Consider the following 21,793-nt stretch of genomic DNA (forward strand, 5'->3'; position numbering starts at 1 on the left):
TAGATGAATGTACCGACAGCCATGTCCTTGCCTCCATTCACGGCGCAAGCGAACCAATGTTGCTGCATAATAGCTCACCATCGGAGTCGATCCCTGGATCTACAGAGACCACGGCAGCGAGTCGCGCGCATACCGGATCGGAGCGATGCGAACAGCTGTGCGTTAAAAGCCTGCCCGACATGGCCGTAATTCGTTACGCTCCATAATTTTGCCCGGGGTCGGAGCCGTAGCCGCGATTGGCGCGATAAGCTGTGTATGTTGGCCAGATCATTGCCGCCCGAGGTCGAGCCGACCACGAGCAGAAGTGTTGATCGCCATGACGTACGGCGCCACCAGCGGCTGCACTCGGCGCCTGATACCGGTCTATCTATGTATTACCCAGCGCAGCTCGGTAATACATTGTGTTGCCATTCGGATCGCAGCGGAATAAAACAAACAATTATATGATCCGGCGACTGCTACAGTATCGCGACTCATGACAGGTAATCCTTTATCGGCTCTCCGCGATTCCTCGGCTGCACTATCGGCTTGCCTGGCCGCTGGGGGAACCATCACCGCTCGCCAAACCGTGTCGCCTACTGACACGACTGTCGTATCCGCAGGTCAGAGCTCTGACATTTTCGTGTCGCCTAGCACATCGCCCCAGCTGAAGGCACTTCGGGCATCGCTGAACGGCGATGACTGCCGAGCAGATCCGCCAGGCCCGCGCCATCCTCACCCGCCCGGAAGAAACGGTGTCCTCGGTCGCGCGGCTGCTGGGGGTCTCCCGCTCGACGATCTACAAGTACCTGCCCGAACTCAGCACCGCCGCCACGTCCGGCCAGCCCGTGGTGACCGTAGGAGAGGGCCGGCCCGCTGTAGTGTGATCAGGCAGTTCGTTGCGCGAGTCCGGCCGTTGAGTCTTGTCGACATCCCTAGGAGAGGCTATGGAGACCGGCACGGTGAAGTGGTTCAACGACGAGAAGGGCTACGGATTCATCACACCCGACAGTGGTGGTGAGGACCTGTTCGTTCATTTCAGCGAGATCCAGATCGTTGGATTAAAAACGCTGAAAGAGAACGAGAGGGTCATGTTCGAAGTCAAGGTTGGCCCCAAGGGCCCGCAAGCCGCCGACATCATGCCGTTATAGGACCCCCAGCAGTTGCGCGCCGCACACGGCCACCGACTGCTGACCGGCAGGTACGGGATTCCCGACCACGGATCAGAAAGGTCATGAACCCAGCCGCACAGCGTCAGAATGACGCGAACGGCACCTCAGCCTGACGCTCCCGCGTCGTCTCCCGGTGTGATGTTGGCCCGTACCTCAACTTGGCGCCGAGGCTGTGTCGGAACGATTTACAAGCGCCTGCCGACCTACCCGAGCCCGCACCAGCGCAGAGCGCGGCTCAGCGCGCACCTGCTGACCGTGGCTTCGCCGCCGCTAGTGCGGCTGCCGGCCGACCAGCCACCGTCACGCGTGAAGACCCGCCCGGTTCCGCCGCTGTGGTCGTTGGGCGTGCCTGACCAACACCGGCGTGGACACCGGGAATCGCATCGGCGACCACCCCTGGCCCTGCCTAGCCGCAGGATGCCGAGCAGGACCAGGGGTAAGCCGTTCTCATGCGGGCCACCAGCGCCGTGACGGCCGCTCGTGACAGAAGGGATGCTAGGACTCACCGTTGCCCGGGTACCCGAAACCCAAGGTCACACGTGTCCGCCACGATTGACGGCGGTGGTGCCTGCTATGGCTGCACCGACGCCCGCACCCCAATTCGCCGATGCAGGCTCGCGTTATGAGTGCGAAGCGCCTAGCAACAGGGATGATCGCCGCTGCGACCATCTCTGGTTCAGTGTTGGTCGGCACCACGTTCGCTGCCGGCCCCGCATCAGCCGACCCGTGGAAGTGTGAGTCCGGCAACTGCTTCGGGGGGCAAGGCTTCCCCGGCTCCGGTTCGGCAGACTTTCCTGGACGGGGAAACATCCCAGGGTGGGGGAATCTCTTCCCCTGGGGCCAGCTCCCGGAAGGTTGGCATTAGCCAAGCGGTGCGGAGCCCGACTCGGTCGACATGGCAATCGCCATGACCGTGAGGCTGCTCTCCAGCAACGTCACCGACGAAGTCGAGATCGCAACGCGGCAACCGGGCCATTGGCCCCTGCGTGTTCAGAACGCGCTTCCGGTCCCCGGCAAGGGAAGAAACCCTCCGGACCTACCCCGGCCGCTGCCCCAGTCGCCGCGGTCCCAATCTCCGCGCCCCCGGTCCCGATCTCCGCGCCCCCTATCCCCGCGGTCCCAATCTCCGCGCCCCCTGTCCCCGCGGTCCCAATCTCCGCGCCCCCTGTCCCCGCGGTCGGCAGCGTCGAACTCGTCTGCTGGCGAACTCGTCTGCTGGCGTAAGCGCCAGTGGCTCGGCGAGGGCGGGAACTGCGACGCTGGTAACCGGAGTCACGACTATTGCCGACGCGATGACAACACGCGTAAGAATTCGTCGCGTATGTCCGTAGCGACTGTCTCGGGTCATCGGAATATCCTCACTCGATACGGATCGGCCGGGCGTGACCACTCCGACTGGTCGGCTTGGTATCGATTCCCAGCAGCAGCCACAAGACGGTGCAAGGCTTCCCAAGCGCACAGTCGAGAAATGAGATGGGAGAGAAGGTATCTCATCGTCCAGGCCGATGTTCAGGGTCAGTTGGTGTTTGTCATCCCTGCGGGGAGCAGGGCACGTCCATACTGTCCGAATTGCCCGGATATGACAAAGCGCCGCGAACCGCTGCCCTCGCGAGCGGCAGCCCGGGGGTCGCCATAGCATCGGCCGGAATTCTGGACAGATATGGGCCTACGCACGGGATACCGAGGAGTCGGTCGCGAAACACGTTTCGACGGCAGGCATTACAGGTTCGACATGCGGAAATATCCTGCCGCTGAAGATGTCTCGCGAACCGAGGTCTCCGGACACCGTCTTGGCGCGGACTCGCATCTGACGCGACTTTCTCGCATCTGATGCGGACTCTGTCGACTGCCGATGATCATGCCCTGATCAGAGCGTATGCCGAACACCGTTGGATTTTCGACGAGTTCTACCGCAACCCCAGGCGAGATCCCCCAACTGGCGAGTCAGTGCCGCCACCACCCACTGGCCACACCCGGCACACCCCAGGACGGCACCAACCGTCAGCACGCCCTTTGCACCAACACTTTCTGGACTAGGCCGCGCAACTCGGCGGCAGCTACCTCCTCGACTCTCCCAGGAGAAGGGGGTAGGGGCGCATCCGCCGGAAATCCGGCGGTAGGCAGCTGACTCGGCGAGCGACGTTGCGCGTCCTATGCGGCTGGGGCGTCGAAATACCAGCCGTGCGAAGCTGGGCGGCGTGACTTCCGACATTCTGCCGGTCGGCGATCGCCTTGACCGCATCCGCGCTTTGCTGTCCGGCTCGAGCGGACCGCTCGGCAATGGGGAGATGCACGCGTGGGCGAATCTCGGCGATGCAGCGCGGATGCCACGTGATGTGTTCGACCTGATCGAAGGTCTCGGTGTTCTCGAGCGCTGGTATCCCAACGTGTCCGTCAACGTTCCGGAATCCTCTGCGGAACTCGCTGACCGCCTCGCCGAGATCGATGGGGATGGCGCTGTGCACCGGCTGATCGGCATCGCCTCGACCACGCTCGCCTACGGCTCGCGCGGACGCTATGACCGGGTCAAGGCAGCTGAGGTGTTCGGTTCGCTGGTCCGTCTCCTCGGCCATGGAAGCCGCTGGTGGAGTAACACTGACGGCACCGGCGGCTGGAACCCGGTGACACGGCACGTGTTCGACACGATGGTGATCGGCGTAGGCAGCGGGGTCGTTGTCACGATCCTCGTTTTCGACGAAGACTGATCCGTCGGCGATCGGACACCGAAGCAGTTCGGGCCCGTTCCGCTTCTCAGGAGCTGGGGTTCCGGACTCGCCGAAAATCCAACGAAGTTCGACTCCGCGACCACGGCCCTGCCGCAGCGTCCGCCGGAGGAAGTCCTCCAGCGGGTGCGGCGCTGATGAACGGCCCGTAATCCGCCACGCGGGCCCAGTATCCGCAGGGGCCCACACCGCATCACGCCATTGTTTCCACAGTACGCCCCCCGGCAGGCAGGTTCCTCGCCGTGGGGTTCGAGCTGTGCAGGCGGGTTGGTGGTCGGCTCCGTTAGTGAGCGACGTGGCCGCGAGCGATGTTGTCGAAGTGATTTCGGAGGAGTGTGCGGGGTGTGGGCTGCTGTTCGAGCGAGACCTCGAGCAGAATGACCGGCGCGGTTTTCGTGCGTGTGGGGCCGAGATTCACCAGGTGCGGAACGTTGCGTTTGGTCCGCTGTAGGCTCCATCGACCGCCCAGCCCGCGGCGGAAGGTTTCGCCGATGTACCAGGTGGCGCCGTCGTGGAATCGGCTGTTGACCGGTGCGTTCAGTTGCTGCACAGTTGGCGTGACCCGGTGCACCAGTTCTTCCACCATGATCAGCGAGTCCCGCGAGAAGTCCCACCGACCATCCGGCGCGTACTCGGCTGTCCAGCCCGCGAAGGCGGCGAGGCGTTCGGACAGCCACTGGCTCATGCGATCCGGCTGGACGATCGCCGCGCCATCGGTGGGACTCGTCGCCTCACCGCCGAACACCAGTCGTCGGAGCACGCCTTGGCCGAAGTTCTCGAATACCTGGGTCAGTTCGATGGCAGGTGTGTGCCATATTTTGGAATCCTCTTTTTTGACATAGCAATCCATCATCCAGCGACCGTTGTAGTGCCAGTGCATATCCTTGCCTCGGCACAGCACCTCACCGAGATACCAGGCGGCGCCGTTCAGGAACGCTGCGTTCTGCCCGTCTATCAGGAGGTCCGACGGCGTGCGGGTGGTCCGGCGGATCACCACGTCCAGCGAGTCGAGCGACTCCGGGGAGAAATCCCAGGTAAAACCACCCCCGTGGCGCTCGACCCAGGTCGGAAAACGTTGCTCGCAAGTGGCTGTCCACGATGCGAGATGCACGGTATCCGGCTGTTTCCGACTACCCCGCCGGCTCTCACGCCACCTGGTGACCTCCTTCACCCGCGCACGCATCTCGTCCAACGCCCACCGATCGTGCTCGCGTCGCAAGATCGTGGGATCGCCGTGGTGCAGCATCTTGCGCAAATTCTGGGCCGGGCAGTACGGGCCGTCGCGCCGGACCCGTTGGAGGTCGCTCAGCTGCAGGTTGTCGTCCCATATCGACGGTTTGACGCGACGCATGATCTCGCCCAAGTACCATGTCGCGCCATCCAACAGCATCGCGTACTCGATAGCGTCGAACGGGTCCTGGCGCCCCGACACCACGCGTAACACGACTTCCGCCAACGCATCCAGCGAGTCCCGGGAGAAGCCCCAGCTGTAGCCCGAGCCGAAATGGACAACCCAGTCCGGGAACTCCCCTTCTCGCTCGGCCAACCACCTGTCGCAGAGTCTCGGCGTTGTCGGACGCGGTCTGATGTCGGGTATCGAATGATTCGTCGGCCAGTCGGTGCTGATAGTCCGGTGCCGGGTCTCGTAGACCCGGGTCAGCATGCGCGCGTCTCGCATTTCCCGCGCGAATCGCACCAACTCCATCGGTGACACCTTGTCGATGCCCCCGAAGTCGAGCATCGGCTTGTCCATCCAGGTCCAGCGGCCGCGTCCGGCTCGTCGCAGCATCTCCCCCAGATATGCCGCTACTCCCTCGAGGAACCCCGGCTGTTCGCCTGGATGGTCCACCGCGACCTCCGCCACCCGTCGCAGCGATTCGGACGAGAAGTCCAACACGATGTCGCGAGGCAGGTAGGTTGTCCTGAGGTTTTCGAGCAACCTCGCGATCGAGTTCACCCAGGCATCCCTCTGCTGCACCCAGTCGCGACCGGTCCAGGCCCAGCCATCGACGCCCGCTACATCGAGGTCCGGCCGGTGATGATCTTTGTCCTGCACCTTCGCACCGGGCAGCACCCGTCGTAGTTCCAGGGGATTGCCACGTCTCAGCATGCCGTCCAGAAGGACATACGGGCTGAACTTTTCAGCCGTGTCATACGGCGACCACAGTTGGAAGCGGCGGATGGGGTGCTCGTTTTCGCGGTAGCACCACCTCCAGTGCGGCGGCTCGTAGCGGCGCACGGCCTCGCCCAGGTACCAGACCGCGCCTTCACTGAATTCCCTGTTCTCCGGGGCTTCCAGGTCTCTCGCGGCGGCGAAGTTCCGAAACAGCACCAGTGCCAGCGAATCGAGTGACACGACCGAAAAATCCCAAGTAAAGCCGGTCCCATAGCGGGCAATCCAGGCCGGAAACTCCAATTCTTGCTTGGACACCCAGGCTCCGACATCGACACAATTGGCGTAGTGCGCAGTCAGGTATCCCGGTTCCTGGAGTGCGATGACCAGTGCGTCGCCGGGCGTGCACCTGGTGTCTTGCCTCGGGTCGGTCCGTTTCTGTTGCCCAAGAGGCTCGATGCAGGGATTGCTGGGAATTCCGGTCCATCGTCCATTGATCCCCCGACGGAAAATTTCACCGCAGTACCAGACCGCGCCCTCCCTGAAATCGTCGTAGGAATCATCCCAGTTCAGCACCTTTTCGGTCGGTGTGGTCTGGCGTACCAGCTGTTCCAATGCCGACAGCGAATCAGGTGAGAAGTCCCATTCTTGCTCCGGTGACCAGGTTTCCACCCACTCCGGGAAAGCGTCGATGCGCCCCTGCACCCAGGAGACCAGGCCGTCTGACATACTGCGATGCCACCACGGCGGCCGACTCTTGGTCGCTCGTTTCGTTGAAGGCTTCCGCGGCCGATTCTTGCTCGCCTGTTTCGCTGCGCGTTCCCAGCGCCGATAGAGCCCGGCGAACTGGATACCGTCGTTGGCCCGGTACGCGTCGCTGATCGCCTGCTTCGGTGAAAACGGTGCCAAGTCGACCGAGGGGTCCGGCAAAACGAACGGCAGTCCCTCGGGAAAGTAGACTGGATCGGCCTCCGGATCCCATTCCCACGACCCGCCTGCCACTCGGATCAGCGTGTCGCCGAGATGTCTGGCGATGATCTGGGCGGGGCTCCCGTCTTCTCCAGACCAGCTCGGATAGCCGCAGTCGACGATGTATTCATCCAGCTGGCGCAATGCGTCGATCGACATGTCGAAGGTAACATCGTCAAGTTCGGGCACCAGGTCGCCCGCCATAGACTTCAGGACGCTACTCATGTGCAGCCAGTCATCGAGTCGGTTGCCCGCGTCGTCTGTCGCCATAGACAAGTTATCCTCGCTCGCACCTTCGAGTCGCAAGGCTGCGTTGAACTTCTGAGCATCCCTTAAGGAATGCCATGTGGTGCGACGAGATCTCTGACCGCATCAGTGAAGAGGCCCAAAGCTTTTTCGGCGATTACTACCGGGAGCCCGGTAAAGTACAGGGCGCCCCTCCGGTCTCAGGTGCCCACTCGACCGCCGTTCTTCTTCCACACCACCGCGACTGACGGGCGCGGCTGAGCGGCTCCGCCGTCCGGCCAGTGCGAGAGCGGATTTTCCGGGCTCGCGTCGTCGGCCTCGCCTGGGTGCTGCACGCACACGATGACCCGCGACTCGGTGACCACCGGGCCGCAGGTCTCCGCGCCGCGGGGGACGGTAAGGAACTGTTTGGTCGCGCCGCGGTTCGGGCCGTCGAGGACGACCGAGAACAACCCGTCATTCGACTTCAGCGCGTTGCCGTCGGTGGAGATCCACAGGTTGCCGTATGGGTCGAAGGCCAGGTTGTCGGGGCAGGAGATCGGGCTGACCTCGGCCTTGTCGTATCCGGCGAAATAGGTGTCCGCGGCCGCGGGATCGCCGCAGACCAGCAGGAGCGACCAGGTGAACGTGGTGCCGGTGTGGTTGTCGGCGATCTCCAGGACCTGGCCGTTCTTGTTCAGATTGCGCGGGTTCGCCTCGTCCGGGCCCTGCTTGCCCGCCGCGCCCCGGTTGTCATTGTTGGTCAGCGCGACGTACACCTTGCCGGTGTAGGGGTTGGCCTCGAAGTCCTCCGGGCGGTCCATCTTGGTCGCACCGACCTTGTCCGCGGCCAGCCGGGTGAACACCGCTACCTCTTCGGCACTCATGCCCTCGACCAGCGACGTGCCTTTGCCATCCGCGCCCGTCTCGAGCAGCGGAATCCACTGGCCGGTCCCGGTGAAACCCTTGTCCGACGGCTTGCTTCCGGTGCCGTCGATCTTGTCCGCGTGGTCGCCGTCGAGCTTCGCGGCATACAGTGTGCCCGCGTCCAGGATGGTCAGGTTGTGCCGCATGCTCGCGGCGCCGGTGCCCGGCTGGATCTTGCGCGATGACACGAATTTGTACATGTAGTCGAACTTTTCGTCATCGCCGGTGTAGGAGACGACATCGCCGTTCTTCGTAACGTAAATGGTGGCGCCCTCGTGCTTGAGCCGTCCCATCGCCGTGTGCTTGATCGGCGTCGAGGTCGGATCCCACGGATCGACCTCGATGACATAGCCGAATCGGTTGGCCTCATTGGGTTCCTGCGCCAGATCGAAACGCTTGTCCGCCCGCTCCCACTGGTTGACGGTCTTGCCCGCGGCGACGCCGTACCGTTTCAGTCGCGCCGTGGCGGCGGATTCGGTCACCTTGGCGCCGTTGGCGAAGTATGCGTTGAAGTTTTCCTCGCCGGAAAGCACTGTGCCCCAAGGGGTAAGACCGCCAGAACAATTGGCGAAGGTACCGAGCACCTTGGTACCCGTCGGGTCGGCCGAGGTCTTGACGAAGTCGCTGCCCGCGGCGGGACCCGTCAGCTCGAACTCGGTTGTCGCGGTGATCCTGCGGTTGTACTTGCCGAAAGCTGGAACCAGCTTGCCCGACCCCGATTCGCCCTTCACCTCGACCACGGTCAGGCCGTGCGCGGCCATGGTGATCGCGATCTGCTCGTCGGTCGGTGCGTCCCTGTTGTAGCCGCGGAACATGTGCGGGGAGGTGGTGTACTCATGGTTGACCACCAGCAGATAGCTGTTCGCTACACCCTCGATCGGCAGCAGGGCGGCGAAGTCGTTGTTGTAGCCGAACTGCTTGGCCTGCGCAGCGGCGGTCTGCTTGTCGAAGTCGAACGCGGGCGCGTCGGCGAACAACGGATCGCCCCAGCGGATTACGACGGACTGCTCGTAGCCGTCCGGAATCACCACGGCGTCTTCCTTGTTCGGTGCGACGGCCGTGAAGTCGGTCCCGGTTCCCGGCGGACCCGCAGGCGAGGTGGACACCGCCGCGGCGGGCTCGCTGTCGTCGCCGCAGGCCGCGAGGGCGCTGCCCGCGCCGACCGCGAGCACGGCGGCCGCGCCGCCCTTGATCAACCCGCGCCGGTTCAGCGAGCCGACGATGTCACCGAAGTACGCACCGGCGGAGGTGTTCGGCGCCTCGTGGAAGCACGCGTTCGCGCACTTGTATTCACACGTCACGGCGGCGCGCGACGACTTGCCGTCGTGCTGCACGAAGAGGGCGAGTGGCTGAAGACTCACGGCGACTCCTGGGTTGGACCGACGACCCGCACGGTAGACCATCCGGACAATCCGGAAAAGACGCCAAGGTGAACAGCCGCCCAACTCGGCAACCCTTGAATTGCCTGGCCACCGGAAAGCAAAAACGAATGCCGCGTCGTTCGACAATCTCGAACCGACGCGACATTCGCTGTGGCGGCTGGCGGCGGCCAGCATGCTCACGACCTGCATGGCCCGGCGTGGGGCCGCGGACGAATTTCGTCCGGCTGTGCCCATCAGGCATTGACTGGGAGGGCGATGACGACCTCGCTCTCGTTCTCGGGCAGGTAGTGCACCCGCAGGACGCGCCCGACCTGCACTTGTCCGACACTGTCCGGCGCGAGGAATTTCGTCACCCGGGTAGCGAAGGCCGACCCGTCCGGCCGGGTGACCACCAAACCGAGCTCGACTTCGGAGTGGCCGTCGCGAATCGTGCCAGTGACCGACAGCGACCGCACCACCGCCTGGGTGGCGATTCCACGCTCGGCGATGTCGAGCTTGTGCTGGGTGGTGATGCCCTTGCGGATCAGCGACTCGTTCATCGCCCGCTGCGCCGCGGACGCGTCGCCGGACAGATCGACCTCGACCTTGTCGGTCCGCTCCGGCAGGTAGCGCACCGGAAGCACTACACCGGGCCGCAGCAGCGCGAGCTGGGTGAGTGGAACGATGATCTTCGCGCTGGAGTGGAAGAACTTGCCGTCCGCGCCCTCGACGCGGAATTCGATGCGGATCTGCGGCTGATCGTTGAGCGTCAGCCCGGTCTGTGCGAACGATTCGACGGTGCCGAGGCCGGTCAGGCCGTCGCGGAATCCCGCGCTGTTGTGGCCGGTGAAGGCGGCGACGATGCCTTCACCAGTGAACGCGAAGACCAGCACGATCAGGGTCGACGCGAGGATCGGCAACGCCATCTCGAAGCCGAGCCAGCCCATTCCGGGGGGTTCGTATTCGCTCGTCGGGACGTAGGTCACGGCGTGGTAGACGTAATAGCCGACCATCAGGGCCGCGAGAGCCGAGGCGACTAACCGGATCTTTTTCATGATGTTCGTTCCTCGGTAGTTCGATGTGTTCGGGTCGATCGCGCGCCGTCATCCCGGCGAAGCGACCGGGATGACGGCGCGGAGTGAGAGGGACATGGAAGAGAGTCAGGCGCCGACGATGGTCGAGCAGGCGAAGGTGATGTCGAACTTCGACGACTTCGGACCGGCCAGCGGGTTGGCCAGATCGGGGCCACCGATGCCCTCGCCCGTGACCTTGTAGGTGTTGCCGTCCTTGACGACCTTCGCCGAGCCGCCCGGCATGCCATTGCCGAAGCCGACCGCGTAGGGCAGCCCGTTGTCACCGCCCTTGCTGCCCGCGATCGCGACCGCCTGCACGGTGTCGGCGTCGGTGATGGTCGCGCTCACCGAAAGGTTGCCGTAGGAGCCGTTTTCGGTATCGGTCAGCGCGAGCGCCAACATCCCGCCCTGCTTGGCGCAGGTGGTAGTGAACTTCGCATCGAAGGCCTTGCCGTCCACCGACGCGATCGACTTGCCTGCCGGGGCGGCCGGACCCGCCTTGGCCGAAGAGGGCACGGGCGCGACGGGGGAGTTGCCGGAGTCGTCGCTGCACCCGGTGACGAACAGTGCGACGGCGGCGGACGCGACGAGAGCGAGGGAGGAGATGCGGACCGAAGTGGCGTTCATGATGTGTCCTCGTGGTTCGGGGGGCGACGCCCCGGCCTTTTTGTTTCGTTCGGCCCCCGGTGTGGAGCCGATGCAAGAAACCTAAGAGCGGTTCGCTCCCTACCGATCCCAGGTTTCCCGCGGCCTCTACTGCCGGTTCAGAACACCGGCCGGCGGCTCGACGGCACCGAGGTTGATCACTCTGGCCTATCATCTGGTGTTGTGAACTTGACGGCTGCTCGTTGCACCGCGGTCTGCGCAGCCATGATGATCCCGACATAGGCCGCTGGTGGGGTGACTGGGTGAAGAAGGCGTTCGATACTCTGCGGACGTTCTGGGAAGTGCTGCTATCGGGAATATTTTCGGTGGCGATCGGTACGGCGGTGCTGGGCTCTATCGCCGATCCGATACTCACGAACCTGTTCCATCTCGAGTGCAACTCGTGGTTGCCCCATGTCGTCAGCTTTGCTGTATCGGCAGCCTTTGTCTACGTCAGGCGCATAGTTTGGGCGATAAGCCACGAGGGCAGGCGAGATCACCGCACTGTGATAGCAGTATCAAAAAGCATCGCCTGATCGCATCCGGCGAGTACGGTCCGAGGCTGCCTTCGCAGCGTTAGCCGGAACCTGCCCGGTCCCGGCATCATCGGCAAACACGGTGCACACGGGCTCAATCGCGGCGGCGACCGCCGCCGAGCACTGACGACCATCGTTATCGACCATAACCGAAGACATAGCGATTCCGATGGACCGGCTGACATTGCCACCGCAAGCTGCTTTCCGCCCACCTATGGGTTACGGATGTGGTGGCGCAGACAAACGATCATGCTCGCAGTCATGCAGTGCAGCAGATACACCGACCGACGAACCGGCCATCCGCTGCGACTGAACAGACAGTGAAGGGATACCGGCGACACGAGAAGTGATAAGAGATGGCGGCACCAAAGGACTCTGGTTCCAGAATGACAGAACAGAATCGAGGTCCGCGAACTCTCGGCTCGATTACGGAACATACCTCTGTGTCCGGCCGTGCACGGCCGGATAGGGGGCTGGGCACAATTCTCTACTGGGCTGTCGCTGCGATCGGCCTGCTATATGCGCCTCTAGCGTTCAGCTATATGTGGCACTTCTTCGTGCCAAGCGCGCCACGGCTACAAGATGCTATCACCAGCGCCGTCGGCGGCAATGAGTATGCGGTCGGGCAGTACTCGGTCCAGTGGGCACGGGCAAACGACTACACCGATCATCGGGTAGTGATGTTGCTGCACACCTCGCTCGCCGCGCTGGCGCTGACGATGGCATGGCCGCAATTCTCTCACCGACTGCGGACACGACGCCCGGCCGTGCATCGGTGGTGCGGCCGTGTGTATTTCACGCTGATGACCGCCAGTATGGGCACCGCCATCGGTTTTCTGTTGCTGCGCGCGCCCGCAGACTACCCCGGATTCACCGCATTCGATTTGCAGCTGTGGGTGCTGGCGCTGGGGACACTGTTCACCGGTGGGGTGGCGCTGCGAGCAATCCGGCGTGGCGATGTCCTCACCCATCGGGCCTGGATGGGATACCACATCGCGATGATGATGACCGCCCCGCTACTGCGGGTGCTGTGGACTTTCCTAGCTCCACTGCTGCCGGAATACCGTTTGCTGACCAATCTCGGTGCCGGGTCGATCATGCTCGGGGTGATCGCTCCAGCCGGCGGGGCCGTCGCCTTCATGCGCACCCATCGTGACCGCGGCGCCGGCGCCGAAAAGCTATGCGGGCCAACGGTATACCTGGCACTCGTCATCGTGGCAATCGTCGGCTCGATACTTTTCGCGATGCGCTACCAGCCGCTGCTCGAAATGGTTCCCGCTGATCTCCTGGGTATCCATCTTGTCCCGGCCTGGGGCTACCTATCGATCTGCGCGATCGGGGTCTATCGGGCCCGCCGCGCTGGGTTCCCAGTGCAGGAACAGCTGTGGCGCTGGATGATGATCGGCGCCGCTCTGACCCCGTTGACCGCCATGCTCCTCGGCCTGGTTCGCGACGCCCAATACGGCAATCTGGACGGTTTCGTCGCCGGCGCCATGATTGGCCCGCCCATTCCAATCACCCTGTCATTTGCGCTGGTCGTGCGCAGTGCGGCAAACGCGATACCGATCGCAGATCGTATCTTCTCCGCACCGATAACGTCGCTGCTGCCCGACCGCCGCGCCGGGAACCGGCGGCAGGCACCATCGGCGGGCCATGACCGTGGTGCATCCACCGATAACCGACTCTCACCTCGGATGGACCACTCCATGTACCCCGGTCACCAAGCCGAGGTCACAGAAGTGTTGGATGCTACGGAAGCTAGGGGCAGTTGAGACCAGGCACTATCGAGAATGTTCCGGCAGCCCTGCTATGGGGTCGAGTCGCCAAGGCCGGTGCTGGGATCACAACTGTGGGCACGTTCGCCGGCATCGCGAGCCTTCGCGGTGAGGTGCCATGGTTGGGGTTCGGTGTTATCGCTGCTATCGGCGCGACAACCTGGCTCATAGCCGTGTTCCGCCGACAGCGGACGCACATCGCTGAACTCACCCTTCTCGGAGCATTGGCTCCGCTGCGGGATATCGCATCGCACGAGGACGAGGTGGTCACTAGTTGTCGAACTCTGGGCGATCGGCATCCCCGAACTTTTGCTGCGCGTCTCGTCCTGGCCGACGCTTACTGGGTTGCCCATGAACATGGCAGGGCACTCGACCTCTACGAGAAAACGCTGACCGACTGTTTCCATGTCCTCGGACCCGACCACCCATTGTCGTGGTCCGCCGAGGCGCGCCTACGCTACACCCGCCGCTGGAGGTCGTCCTCGGACGGTGTTGAAGGCACTCGGCCCGCATCAAAACCTCAGTACCTTCAGAAGTTGACACCCAGGTTGTGTGTCCCTGATCGGATCGTGGACATCGAAACCTACCTCAGTTTCGTCGTTCCATCCGACTGGACGCTGATCACGCCATCGCTACGGCCCGTAGGACACGCCGTGTTGTGGCATAAGTACGTTGCCGGACTGATCCTCATCGGCAACTGCACCGATTCCCCACTCGCCCAACATGATGATGCCCTGGCCGAACATATCGCGAACAACCTCACAACGATCTTCCCCGCCCCCAGCCGATGCGCCGACATCGAGACCCGTGCACTGAGCGGCCCTGGAATAAACGGCCGCTCGGTCTTCTTCCGTCTCGACTTCGGTCCCGATACTCCCCTACTGACCGGAGAAGTGTATGCCGCTGTAGTCCATACCGGCGCGCAGCGATGGTTCGTCGGTTGGCTGGGTGACTCCAGTGCGCCGGTGGACATCGAGGACGCGCAAATCCTCGCCGAGTCCCTCCGCCCCTATGAAGATACCTCGCACACGAACGCACCATCCGATCCTGTGCTCGACAGGCACCGCGCGGACCAGCCCAAAACCGACGAACCCCACAGAACAGAGACTTTCCAACTACCTCGACCAGAAGTTCTGGCACAGTTGTCTGAAATGTTCCGAGACGACGCGCCAACGAGGTAGTCGAAACTCAACGCGAATCCCGGTGAGCCGGTTGGCACGTTCGGTGCGCATCCACGCCAACGGCTGCACCTCGTCGCCGAATTCCCGCGCCACCTCCTCCTGCTGGATGGCGGGGTGTGGGTGGGCAGGTACGACGGGTGCCGGCACAGCTAACCTGGTCGAATGCGACGACCGCGCGCCATGGTGCTCGACGAGGTGTGGCGCAGGATCGAGGGCGTAGAACCGCTCAGTGGCCCGCACGGCGGTCCGTTGCGTCGCACCGTGAAGCTCGTGCTCGACCCGCTGGTGATCCGCCCCGTGCAGCATCCGCTGTGCGCGGGCGCCATCCTTACGGCCGACGGTGCTGTACTGCTGGAGGCGCGTGTTCAGGCGGCGGCCGACGTGCTGCGCGCCACGGCGGCCTGGTTCACGGTGCTCAAGCAGGTCCGGCGGGCGTTGCGGATCACCGAGGGGCATCCGCAGGATCTGTACTTCCAGCGCTGCTTCGAGCTGGCGACCACCTCCGGCATGCCGAAGGTGGCGCGGGCGCGTGCCGTCGCGGAGGCCACGCTGCGCGATATCCACGAGTACGCCGCGGGCCGCACTACGCAGGCGCTGAAGACATACCTGGCCGACCACACGCGGGAGCGGGAGTTGACCGAGCTGCTCGACATCGCGTGGCGGCGGCGGCCGTTGACCGGCCCGGCGAACGGCAATCATGCGGCGCAGATGCGTGACCTGCTGAATGCCTGCGCCGCCGCGCGGCTCGGCCGAGACGCGGGCGACGGGCAGCCCGTGCTGGATGGTCTCGTCGCCAGGCATGCCGGAACGCACACTGGAATTCGGTTGTGGCAGATCGAAGCCGGGTACTCGGCAGGGAAACTCGGCCTCACCACACATCCGGTGCCACGACAGCCCGCGATCGGAGCCTCCGCCTCGAAATCCACGTTGGGACTGCCGTTCGACCGCACCGTCTACGAGCGCGTGTTCACCGTCCTGCAGGCATCCAGCGACCGCGCCGAGCTGCCGCCGATCCCGGAGCTGGTCGCCGCCGAGATCGCCAGGAGTTGTGCACCGTGGGCACTGCTCGACGAGTCGCTGCGCGTCGCGGCCACGGCGGGGACAGAGCTGGCGGTCGGCCTGGTGCCGATCGATCACCGGAAGCAGCGGCCGTCGGGCGACCGGCATCTGCGCCTGGCCGAAACCGATTCCGGCATAGTACGGACCGCGGCGCATCAGGTGGTCAACAGTCGTTGGCAGCGGGAGGCATACGTGCTGCGGGCGCGGCGGCTGGTGGTGTGTGCGGACGACGACGCCCGAGCGCCCACCGGACCGCTCGCGGCCGTCGCCGCCGAGCTGACCACGCCATGGCGGCCATACCTGCGACGGCTGTGGGTTCGTCTGCACGGCAGGGATGTCCGGGAGTTCGCGATCTACGATCCGGACGAACTGTGGGATCTGCTCGACGGCGTGGCGCGCTCGGTCATTCTGGACCATCGAACGCGGGTCAAACAGGCCCTCAGTGTGCGGGCGGACGCCGGTGAACCGGACGCGGCGGAATCGAGGGCGAGCTGATGAGCGCGACCGTACGCATCCGGCATCGAGACGGCCTGTGGATCATCGGGCCGGACGGTGCGCCGACGGTGCTGGACAGCGCGGCCGGGATCGATGTGCTGGTGCTCGAGGTGGCGGGCGGGCATCTGACCTGGAGCCTGCTCGGCGGACATTTCACACCGGCGGCGGTGATCGACGACCGCACGCTCGCCCAGGACTGGATCTGGGCCGTATTCGGTGCGGAGGTGGCCATCGCACTGGACGAATTCAGTGGAGGCGAAACGGAATTCACCGCTGCGCCCGCGCTGCCGGAACTCGCGGCGCGCGCATGGCGGCTCGGCTACGCTCACTGGGCGGCGCGCTGGTGGCCCGCGTCGACCCTGGACGGCATCGCGCCGCTCGACGCCCAGCTGCTCGCGGACGAGATCGCCGCGTTGAGCGAGGAATGCGAGCTGATCGTCGACGGAGCGGACGCGCGGCTGGTCGAGGAGCGCGAGATCGCCGATGTCGCGACGCGTGCCGAAGACTACGCGTTGGCCGCAGGACGCGCGACCGCCGCGCATGGCGAACTGGTCCTGGCCAGAGGGACCGGCGGGTGGAACTGGCGCCGATGCCCGCCCGGTCTGCTCGATGCCTCCGAGCGCGCGGTGTCCTGGGCGGTGGTGCGCGAGGCGGGCAGCACCATCGTGCGAGTGAACGCGGTCGCCGCGCCGCTCTCGCCCACGGATATGCCGCCGCACCTGCATCCGCACGCTGTGATCCGGACCGCCACCGACGCCGCCGAGCTGCCCCTGACTCGCGACGGCGAAGTCTGGAACGCCTCGACAACGGCCCCGGCAGGTGCGGAATCGGGTGTGACCGTGGACATCTACGTGCCCGGTGTCGGCGTGGACGAGCCGGAGCCGGACGCCGCTACGCGTCGTGAGCAGGTGCGCGAGCTGGTCACGGCGCGGCTGCGCCGCACGGCCGACGCGCCCGACAACCCCGTCGAAGCTCCTTTGCTCGCCGAAATCGCCGCCGCCGCTTCGGATTCGGATTTCTGACGTGGCCGACGAGACTCCAGACGATGGTCGCGAACTGCTGGCCGCGGGCGCGGAAGCGTACACCCGCGGAGATGCGGCGGCGGCCAAACGCCTCTTCGAGGACGCCGCAGCTAAGACCACGGGCGACATCCGGCTCGGCGCTGTCATCAACGCGGCAAGCATGGCCGACGAACTCGGCGACCACGCAGCCTCCCTCGCCCTGTACCGCTCGGCGCTGGCCGAAATGCCACAGGACGCGCCGCGATTGCGGCCGAACGCACTGGTCAATATGTCGCAAGCGTTGCAGCACCTCGGCGAACTCGACGAGGCGCAGGCAGCGCTGGAGCAGGCGCGGGCACTGCTCGCGGACAATACCGACACCGACCTCGGCGTGCTACGCGTGGCCTGTCTGCTTTCCCTGACCGCGGTCGCACTGCATGGTCAGAACTGGGCCTACGCCGCCGAGCTTGCCACCGAATCACTCGACGCTGCACTGCGTTTCGCGCCGCAGCTGGCCGGGCACCCGCTGATGAACCTCGCAGCGACCTATTTCGAGACCGGCCGCCGCGACCTGGCCGTCGACTTCGCACAGCAGGCACTGGCCGCGTTCGAAGCGGCAGGCGACCGCAACGCCGTCGCCGAGACCGAACAGAATCTCGCCACCATGCTGGTCCGCGACGAGCGGTACGACGAAGCGGAACAGCCACTGCGGTCCAGTCAGGAATATTTCGAGCGGGCCGGGCTCGGTTATCGGGCCGGAGTCGGGCTCAAGGCCATGGGATTCCTCGCGGAGGGCCGCGGCGACCTCGAGGTGGCGCAGGACTTCTATCGTCGAAGCCTGGCGTATTTCGTCGAGTCCGGCGCCGTGCTCGACGCCGCCGACCTCCACATGCGGCTGTCCACGGTCGCCTTCAAGACCGGCCGTCTTGCCGAGTGCGAAGAACTGCTGGCCGCGGCGTTCGTGACCTACGCCGAGCGCGGTCTCGGCCTGCACTGCGCCCAGCTCGATTTCTGGCACGCGACCCTGGTGGAGGGCGCCATCGCCGCGACCGAGTCGCCGACCGCCGAATTGCTTACGCAGGGAGTGCATCTTGCCGTTCCTGCCGCGCTGGCCATCGACGCCGTGCGCTATACCCTGCCGAACGGCAGCCAGCGCGAGCAGTGGAACCGCCGGATCGCCGATCCCGCCATGCGGTTGGCGTTCCGCTTCGCCCACCTGTCGGGCAACGGCCTGCTCCTTGCCGATCTGATCGAAACGCAGTGCGCGGGAACCACCTTGAACGTCGATCGCTCCAAGCGCGACCACCCGGTCCGGCTTCCCTACGAATTGCTCGACCCGCCGGAGGATGTCGGCGATCATCCGGGCAGCGCCGCACTTCAGCTAGGCGCCGCCCTCGCCGGTGTCGCGGCGAGCGCGGGCCTGCCGGTTGCGCCGCCGCCGCGCCTGGCGCTGGCCGCGGAGGGCCGGATCGCGCTGGCGCCGTTCATCGCCGCCGCCGAACAACGCTACGGCCGGGTGATCCGGGACGATCGGGTGCTGACGGTATGACGCGGCCGACGGTACTCGTCCGCATGGCGGACGCAGGGGACGTGTACGTGTCGTGGCGGTGGGTAGCCGACAGCGCGCCTCGGGGCGCGAGCGTGCTGCCCGAAGAAGCGGCCATGCAGGCCGTGAGCATGCTGGCCGCCGCGCTTCCGCGGCCCGCCGAGCCCGGCGGCCTGGAACGCGCGCTGACCACGGGTGCTTTCGCCAGTTACGAGAACGAGTACCTTGTCGCACAGGCGCTTTCCCGAGCTCTCCTGCCCTACGGCCTCGCCGCTCAGCTCTACGAGCTGTCTCAACGCGGCGTACGGCCGCACATCCGGCTGCAACCGTCGCCCCGGGTCGCCCAGGTGCCGTGGGAGCTGATCGCGCCGGACCGCGACATCCGGCTGATCGATATCGCGGACGTCAGTCTCCTCGCTCCCGCGGGCATCGTGCAGGCACCGGCCAGGGTCGCGCGCAGCTGGGCGCGAACGCGCGCCGGTCCGGTCATCGCGGTCCTCGATCCGCGAATCCCCGGGTTCCGCGCCGACTCGACGCTCGGCTCGGTGCTGGGCAGGATGACCGCGGACACCCCACTCGCGCAACGCATGGCCGGCTATGCCGCGGCCGGTCGGCTGCGGCCCGCGGCGCACGACCCGATCGAGGTCTTCCGGCGGACCGATCTCGACCGCACCTGGCTCGGCGCCGCCTTGAGCGACGGCGCCAGCCGCCTGATCTACGTCGGTCATGTCACCGCGGCGATCCCGGAATCCGGCCAGAGCGAGGACGCCGAACTTCACCTGGCCTGCACGGCCGATGCCGTCGGCTTCGCCGCACCTACCCACACACACCGGCCGCTTTCGGCCAAGGACCTACTCCTCGGCACGCACACGCTCGACACGGAACCCGTTGCTGGACCGGCACTTTGGCCGATACCGAGCCGGGTAGCGCTGATCGCGTGCGAGAGTGGCGGCGACCTGCGTTTCAGCGAAGCGCTCGGCCTGACCGCCGCCATGATCAACGGCGGCGCCGAGTTGGTTACCGCGAGCAGGTGGGCGCTGCCGACCGATCTGGCCTTCCAGCGCATCGCGGGCGCACCACCGGAGGCCCACCCGCTCCAACAGGCCATCTGCGCCATCGACGCCGCACACGAACAGCCCGACCCGGTGACCGCCCTCGCCGAATGGCAGCGCGCGCGGCTGGCCGCGTGGCGCGACGAAGGCAGGATCGAGCACTCACCGATGCTCTGGTCGGCGTTCGCGACCGTGTGCGCATAGCGTTGCGGCGATACACAATGCGGTGCCGAGTCATACCTTGGTCAGGGCTACCACCGGGATGATGCGGGCGGTGCGCATCTCGTGCTCGGCGAAGAACGGGTAGGTCTGCTTGAGCATGGCCCAGGTGCGCGCGCGGTCTTCACCGATGAGCGGGGTGGCCAGCGCGTCGCGCGCCTCCTCGCCCACCTCGACGAAGACGTGGTGGTTTTTCTCCAGATTCAGGTACCAGTCGGGGTGAGTGGAGGCGCCGACGTTGGACCCGACGATCAACAGGCGGTCGCCGTCGTGATGGAACATCATCGGGGTGGTGTGCGCGGCGCCGGATCGACGGCCCGTCGTGGTCAGCAGGATCAAGCGGTCGCGGTGCATGCCATCGATGTCGCCGCCCGCCCGGAACTGAGCGATGGTTCTTCGGTTGATTTCGTGGACGTCCATATTCTTCACCTCGCTCGGGTCCGTCGGGCCGGTTCCAGCTTTCACCCTGGTCGAGCGTCATGTCAGGGAAACGCCCGGATTAGCGCCGCGACCTGCACATCTATGCACGATGGGCGAGCAAGTGTCGCATGAGCAGTCGGGTCAGGGCCTCGGGCGCCTCTTCGGGTACCCAGTGCGAGACGTCTTCGAGCATCTCGAAGCGGTACGGGCCCGATGCGTATTTCTGCGTGGCCAGCGCCGCGGTGGAGCCTATGGTCACGTCCTCGGTGCCCCACACGTACAGGGTGGGAACGCTCACCGGTCCGATCGGGCCCGCGAGATGCATCGCGCGGTACCAGTTGAGCGCCGCGGTGAGCGCCCCAGGCTGCTCGAGCCGGCGCACATAGTCCTCGACGTGCTCCTCGGACACCTTCCATTCGAAGATCCTGCGCAGACCGGCGCCGTCGTCCGCGAGGAGGATCCGCTCGGTCGTGCGAGGCTGGCGCAGCGTCGTCAGATGGTGTGCCCGCTGTGCCTGGTCCTCGTCCTCGGCCATGGCGTGCTCGAGTGCGGTGGGATGCGGATACGACACCGCGCTGAACGTGCGGACCCGCCCCGGCATCCGGTCCGCAACGGCCCACCCCACCAGGGCTCCGCAGTCGTGGCCGATCAGATCGAACCGCTCCCACCCGAGCTGGTCGGCGATCGCCACGACATCGCCGACCAGTTCCTCGAGTCGATACTCGGCGGCCCGCTCCGGCCGCACCCCTGGCGAATACCCGCGCTGATCCGGCGCCACGGCGTGACATCCTCCTCCGCCGAGCGCTTCGAGCTGGAACTCCCACTCGACCGCGGCCTCAGGGAACCCGTGCAGCAGCAACACTTCGCGGCCGCCGGGCGATCCGGCGGCCAACACGTCGAACGTCCCCGCCGCGGTGTGAATCTCGAGTTGTTCGATCACCCACCCGACTCTAGAGCCGAATACCGACAGTCAGTGCTCGTCGTAGTGCCCGTCGTGGGCGGCGTGGCGGTGGCCGTCGTGCAGGTAGTCGACATGGTCCCCGTGCTGGACCGCGTCGTGGCCGCAGTTCGGCCCGTGCTGGTGCTGGTGTTCGGGGTGTTCGGTATGCCCGGACGGTTCGCACTCGTCGTAGTGGCCCTCGTGTTCACGATGCAGGTGGCCCTCGTGGGCGTAGTCGACATGGTCTCCGTGCTGGACCGCCGTGTGGCCGCAGTCGGGGCCGTGCTTGTGCTCGTGGCCGGTGTGCTCTACGTGTGTTGTGGCCATCAGACTTCCCCTCTTTCCTTGCTCGGACAGCTGGGTATATGTCTCATGACACATT

The 21,793-nt window shown here is 65.4% G+C and carries 17 protein-coding genes and 1 pseudogene; 11 read left to right on the top strand and 7 right to left on the bottom strand.

Annotated elements, in window-relative coordinates; all coding sequences use genetic code 11:
• The first annotated feature begins 677 nt into the window (after positions 1–677).
• From OH799_RS23575 to OH799_RS23585, 3 genes are all read left to right on the top strand, one after another.
• Positions 678–866: a helix-turn-helix domain-containing protein gene (locus tag OH799_RS23575; protein ID WP_406267984.1), complete on the top strand. Its 189-nt coding sequence runs from the start codon at positions 678–680 to the stop codon at positions 864–866.
• Between the two features lie 60 nt (positions 867–926).
• On the top strand, positions 927–1,130 hold the full coding sequence (locus tag OH799_RS23580; protein WP_406267987.1) for a cold-shock protein: 204 nt from the start codon (positions 927–929) through the stop codon (positions 1,128–1,130).
• 2,219 nt (positions 1,131–3,349) lie between these two features.
• Positions 3,350–3,856 carry a hypothetical protein gene (locus OH799_RS23585; protein WP_406267990.1) on the top strand — a complete coding sequence of 169 codons (507 nt, stop codon included), beginning with the start codon at positions 3,350–3,352 and terminating at the stop codon, positions 3,854–3,856.
• 301 nt (positions 3,857–4,157) lie between these two features.
• Here OH799_RS23585 and OH799_RS23590 read toward each other — a convergent pair whose 3' ends face one another.
• The 4 genes from OH799_RS23590 to OH799_RS23605 all read right to left on the bottom strand — a co-directional run bounded on the left by OH799_RS23590 (position 4,158) and on the right by OH799_RS23605 (position 11,169).
• Positions 4,158–7,226 carry a hypothetical protein gene (locus tag OH799_RS23590; protein WP_406267993.1) on the bottom strand — a complete coding sequence of 1,023 codons (3,069 nt, stop codon included), beginning with the start codon at positions 7,224–7,226 and terminating at the stop codon, positions 4,158–4,160.
• A 176-nt stretch (positions 7,227–7,402) separates the two neighbouring features.
• Positions 7,403–9,469, bottom strand: a complete 2,067-nt coding sequence (locus tag OH799_RS23595; RefSeq protein WP_406267996.1) for a PhoX family protein — start codon at positions 9,467–9,469, stop codon at positions 7,403–7,405.
• 254 nt (positions 9,470–9,723) lie between these two features.
• Positions 9,724–10,527 (bottom strand): hypothetical protein, encoded by an 804-nt coding sequence (locus tag OH799_RS23600; RefSeq protein WP_406282435.1) that lies wholly within the window; start codon positions 10,525–10,527, stop codon positions 9,724–9,726.
• A 102-nt stretch (positions 10,528–10,629) separates the two neighbouring features.
• Positions 10,630–11,169, bottom strand: coding sequence for a lipoprotein LpqH (locus OH799_RS23605; RefSeq protein ID WP_406267999.1), 540 nt, complete (start codon positions 11,167–11,169; stop codon positions 10,630–10,632).
• Between the two features lie 281 nt (positions 11,170–11,450).
• On the opposite strand from OH799_RS23605, the gene OH799_RS23610 reads away from it, so the two are divergent.
• From OH799_RS23610 to OH799_RS23645, 8 genes and pseudogenes are all read left to right on the top strand, one after another.
• Entirely contained in the window at positions 11,451–11,723 is a 273-nt protein-coding gene (locus OH799_RS23610) for a hypothetical protein (protein ID WP_406268002.1), read from the top strand.
• A gap of 7 nt (positions 11,724–11,730) precedes the next feature.
• Positions 11,731–11,840 (top strand): annotated as a pseudogene (locus tag OH799_RS23615) (transposase); the annotation flags it as partial.
• A gap of 326 nt (positions 11,841–12,166) precedes the next feature.
• Positions 12,167–13,495, top strand: a complete 1,329-nt coding sequence (locus tag OH799_RS23620; protein WP_406268004.1) for a DUF2306 domain-containing protein — start codon at positions 12,167–12,169, stop codon at positions 13,493–13,495.
• A 572-nt stretch (positions 13,496–14,067) separates the two neighbouring features.
• Positions 14,068–14,679, top strand: coding sequence for an APA family fibronectin-binding glycoprotein (locus OH799_RS23625; RefSeq protein WP_406268007.1), 612 nt, complete (start codon positions 14,068–14,070; stop codon positions 14,677–14,679).
• A 180-nt stretch (positions 14,680–14,859) separates the two neighbouring features.
• On the top strand, positions 14,860–16,233 hold the full coding sequence (locus OH799_RS23630) for a hypothetical protein (RefSeq protein WP_406282437.1): 1,374 nt from the start codon (positions 14,860–14,862) through the stop codon (positions 16,231–16,233).
• Positions 16,233–17,255 (top strand): hypothetical protein, encoded by a 1,023-nt coding sequence (locus OH799_RS23635; RefSeq protein ID WP_406268010.1) that lies wholly within the window; start codon positions 16,233–16,235, stop codon positions 17,253–17,255. The genes OH799_RS23630 and OH799_RS23635 overlap by 1 nt, the downstream gene beginning before the upstream one ends.
• 1 nt (position 17,256) lies before the next feature.
• A complete protein-coding gene (locus OH799_RS23640) occupies positions 17,257–18,783 on the top strand; it encodes a tetratricopeptide repeat protein (RefSeq protein ID WP_406268013.1) in 1,527 nt (508 codons plus the stop codon).
• Positions 18,780–20,036 carry a CHAT domain-containing protein gene (locus OH799_RS23645; protein ID WP_406268016.1) on the top strand — a complete coding sequence of 419 codons (1,257 nt, stop codon included), beginning with the start codon at positions 18,780–18,782 and terminating at the stop codon, positions 20,034–20,036. Before OH799_RS23640 ends, OH799_RS23645 begins: the two co-directional genes overlap by 4 nt.
• Positions 20,037–20,066: 30 nt before the next feature.
• On the opposite strand, the gene OH799_RS23650 is transcribed toward OH799_RS23645, so the two are convergent.
• From OH799_RS23650 to OH799_RS23660, 3 genes are all read right to left on the bottom strand, one after another.
• Entirely contained in the window at positions 20,067–20,471 is a 405-nt protein-coding gene (locus tag OH799_RS23650; RefSeq protein ID WP_406268018.1) for a nitroreductase/quinone reductase family protein, read from the bottom strand.
• Between the two features lie 100 nt (positions 20,472–20,571).
• Complete coding sequence (locus tag OH799_RS23655; protein WP_406268021.1) at positions 20,572–21,411, bottom strand: alpha/beta fold hydrolase; 840 nt, start codon at positions 21,409–21,411, stop codon at positions 20,572–20,574.
• A gap of 30 nt (positions 21,412–21,441) precedes the next feature.
• On the bottom strand, positions 21,442–21,738 hold the full coding sequence (locus tag OH799_RS23660; RefSeq protein ID WP_406268024.1) for a hypothetical protein: 297 nt from the start codon (positions 21,736–21,738) through the stop codon (positions 21,442–21,444).
• Between the last annotated feature and the right edge of the window lie 55 nt (positions 21,739–21,793).

The organism is Nocardia sp. NBC_00881 (assembly GCF_045207455.1).
Lineage (GTDB): Bacteria > Actinomycetota > Actinomycetes > Mycobacteriales > Mycobacteriaceae > Nocardia.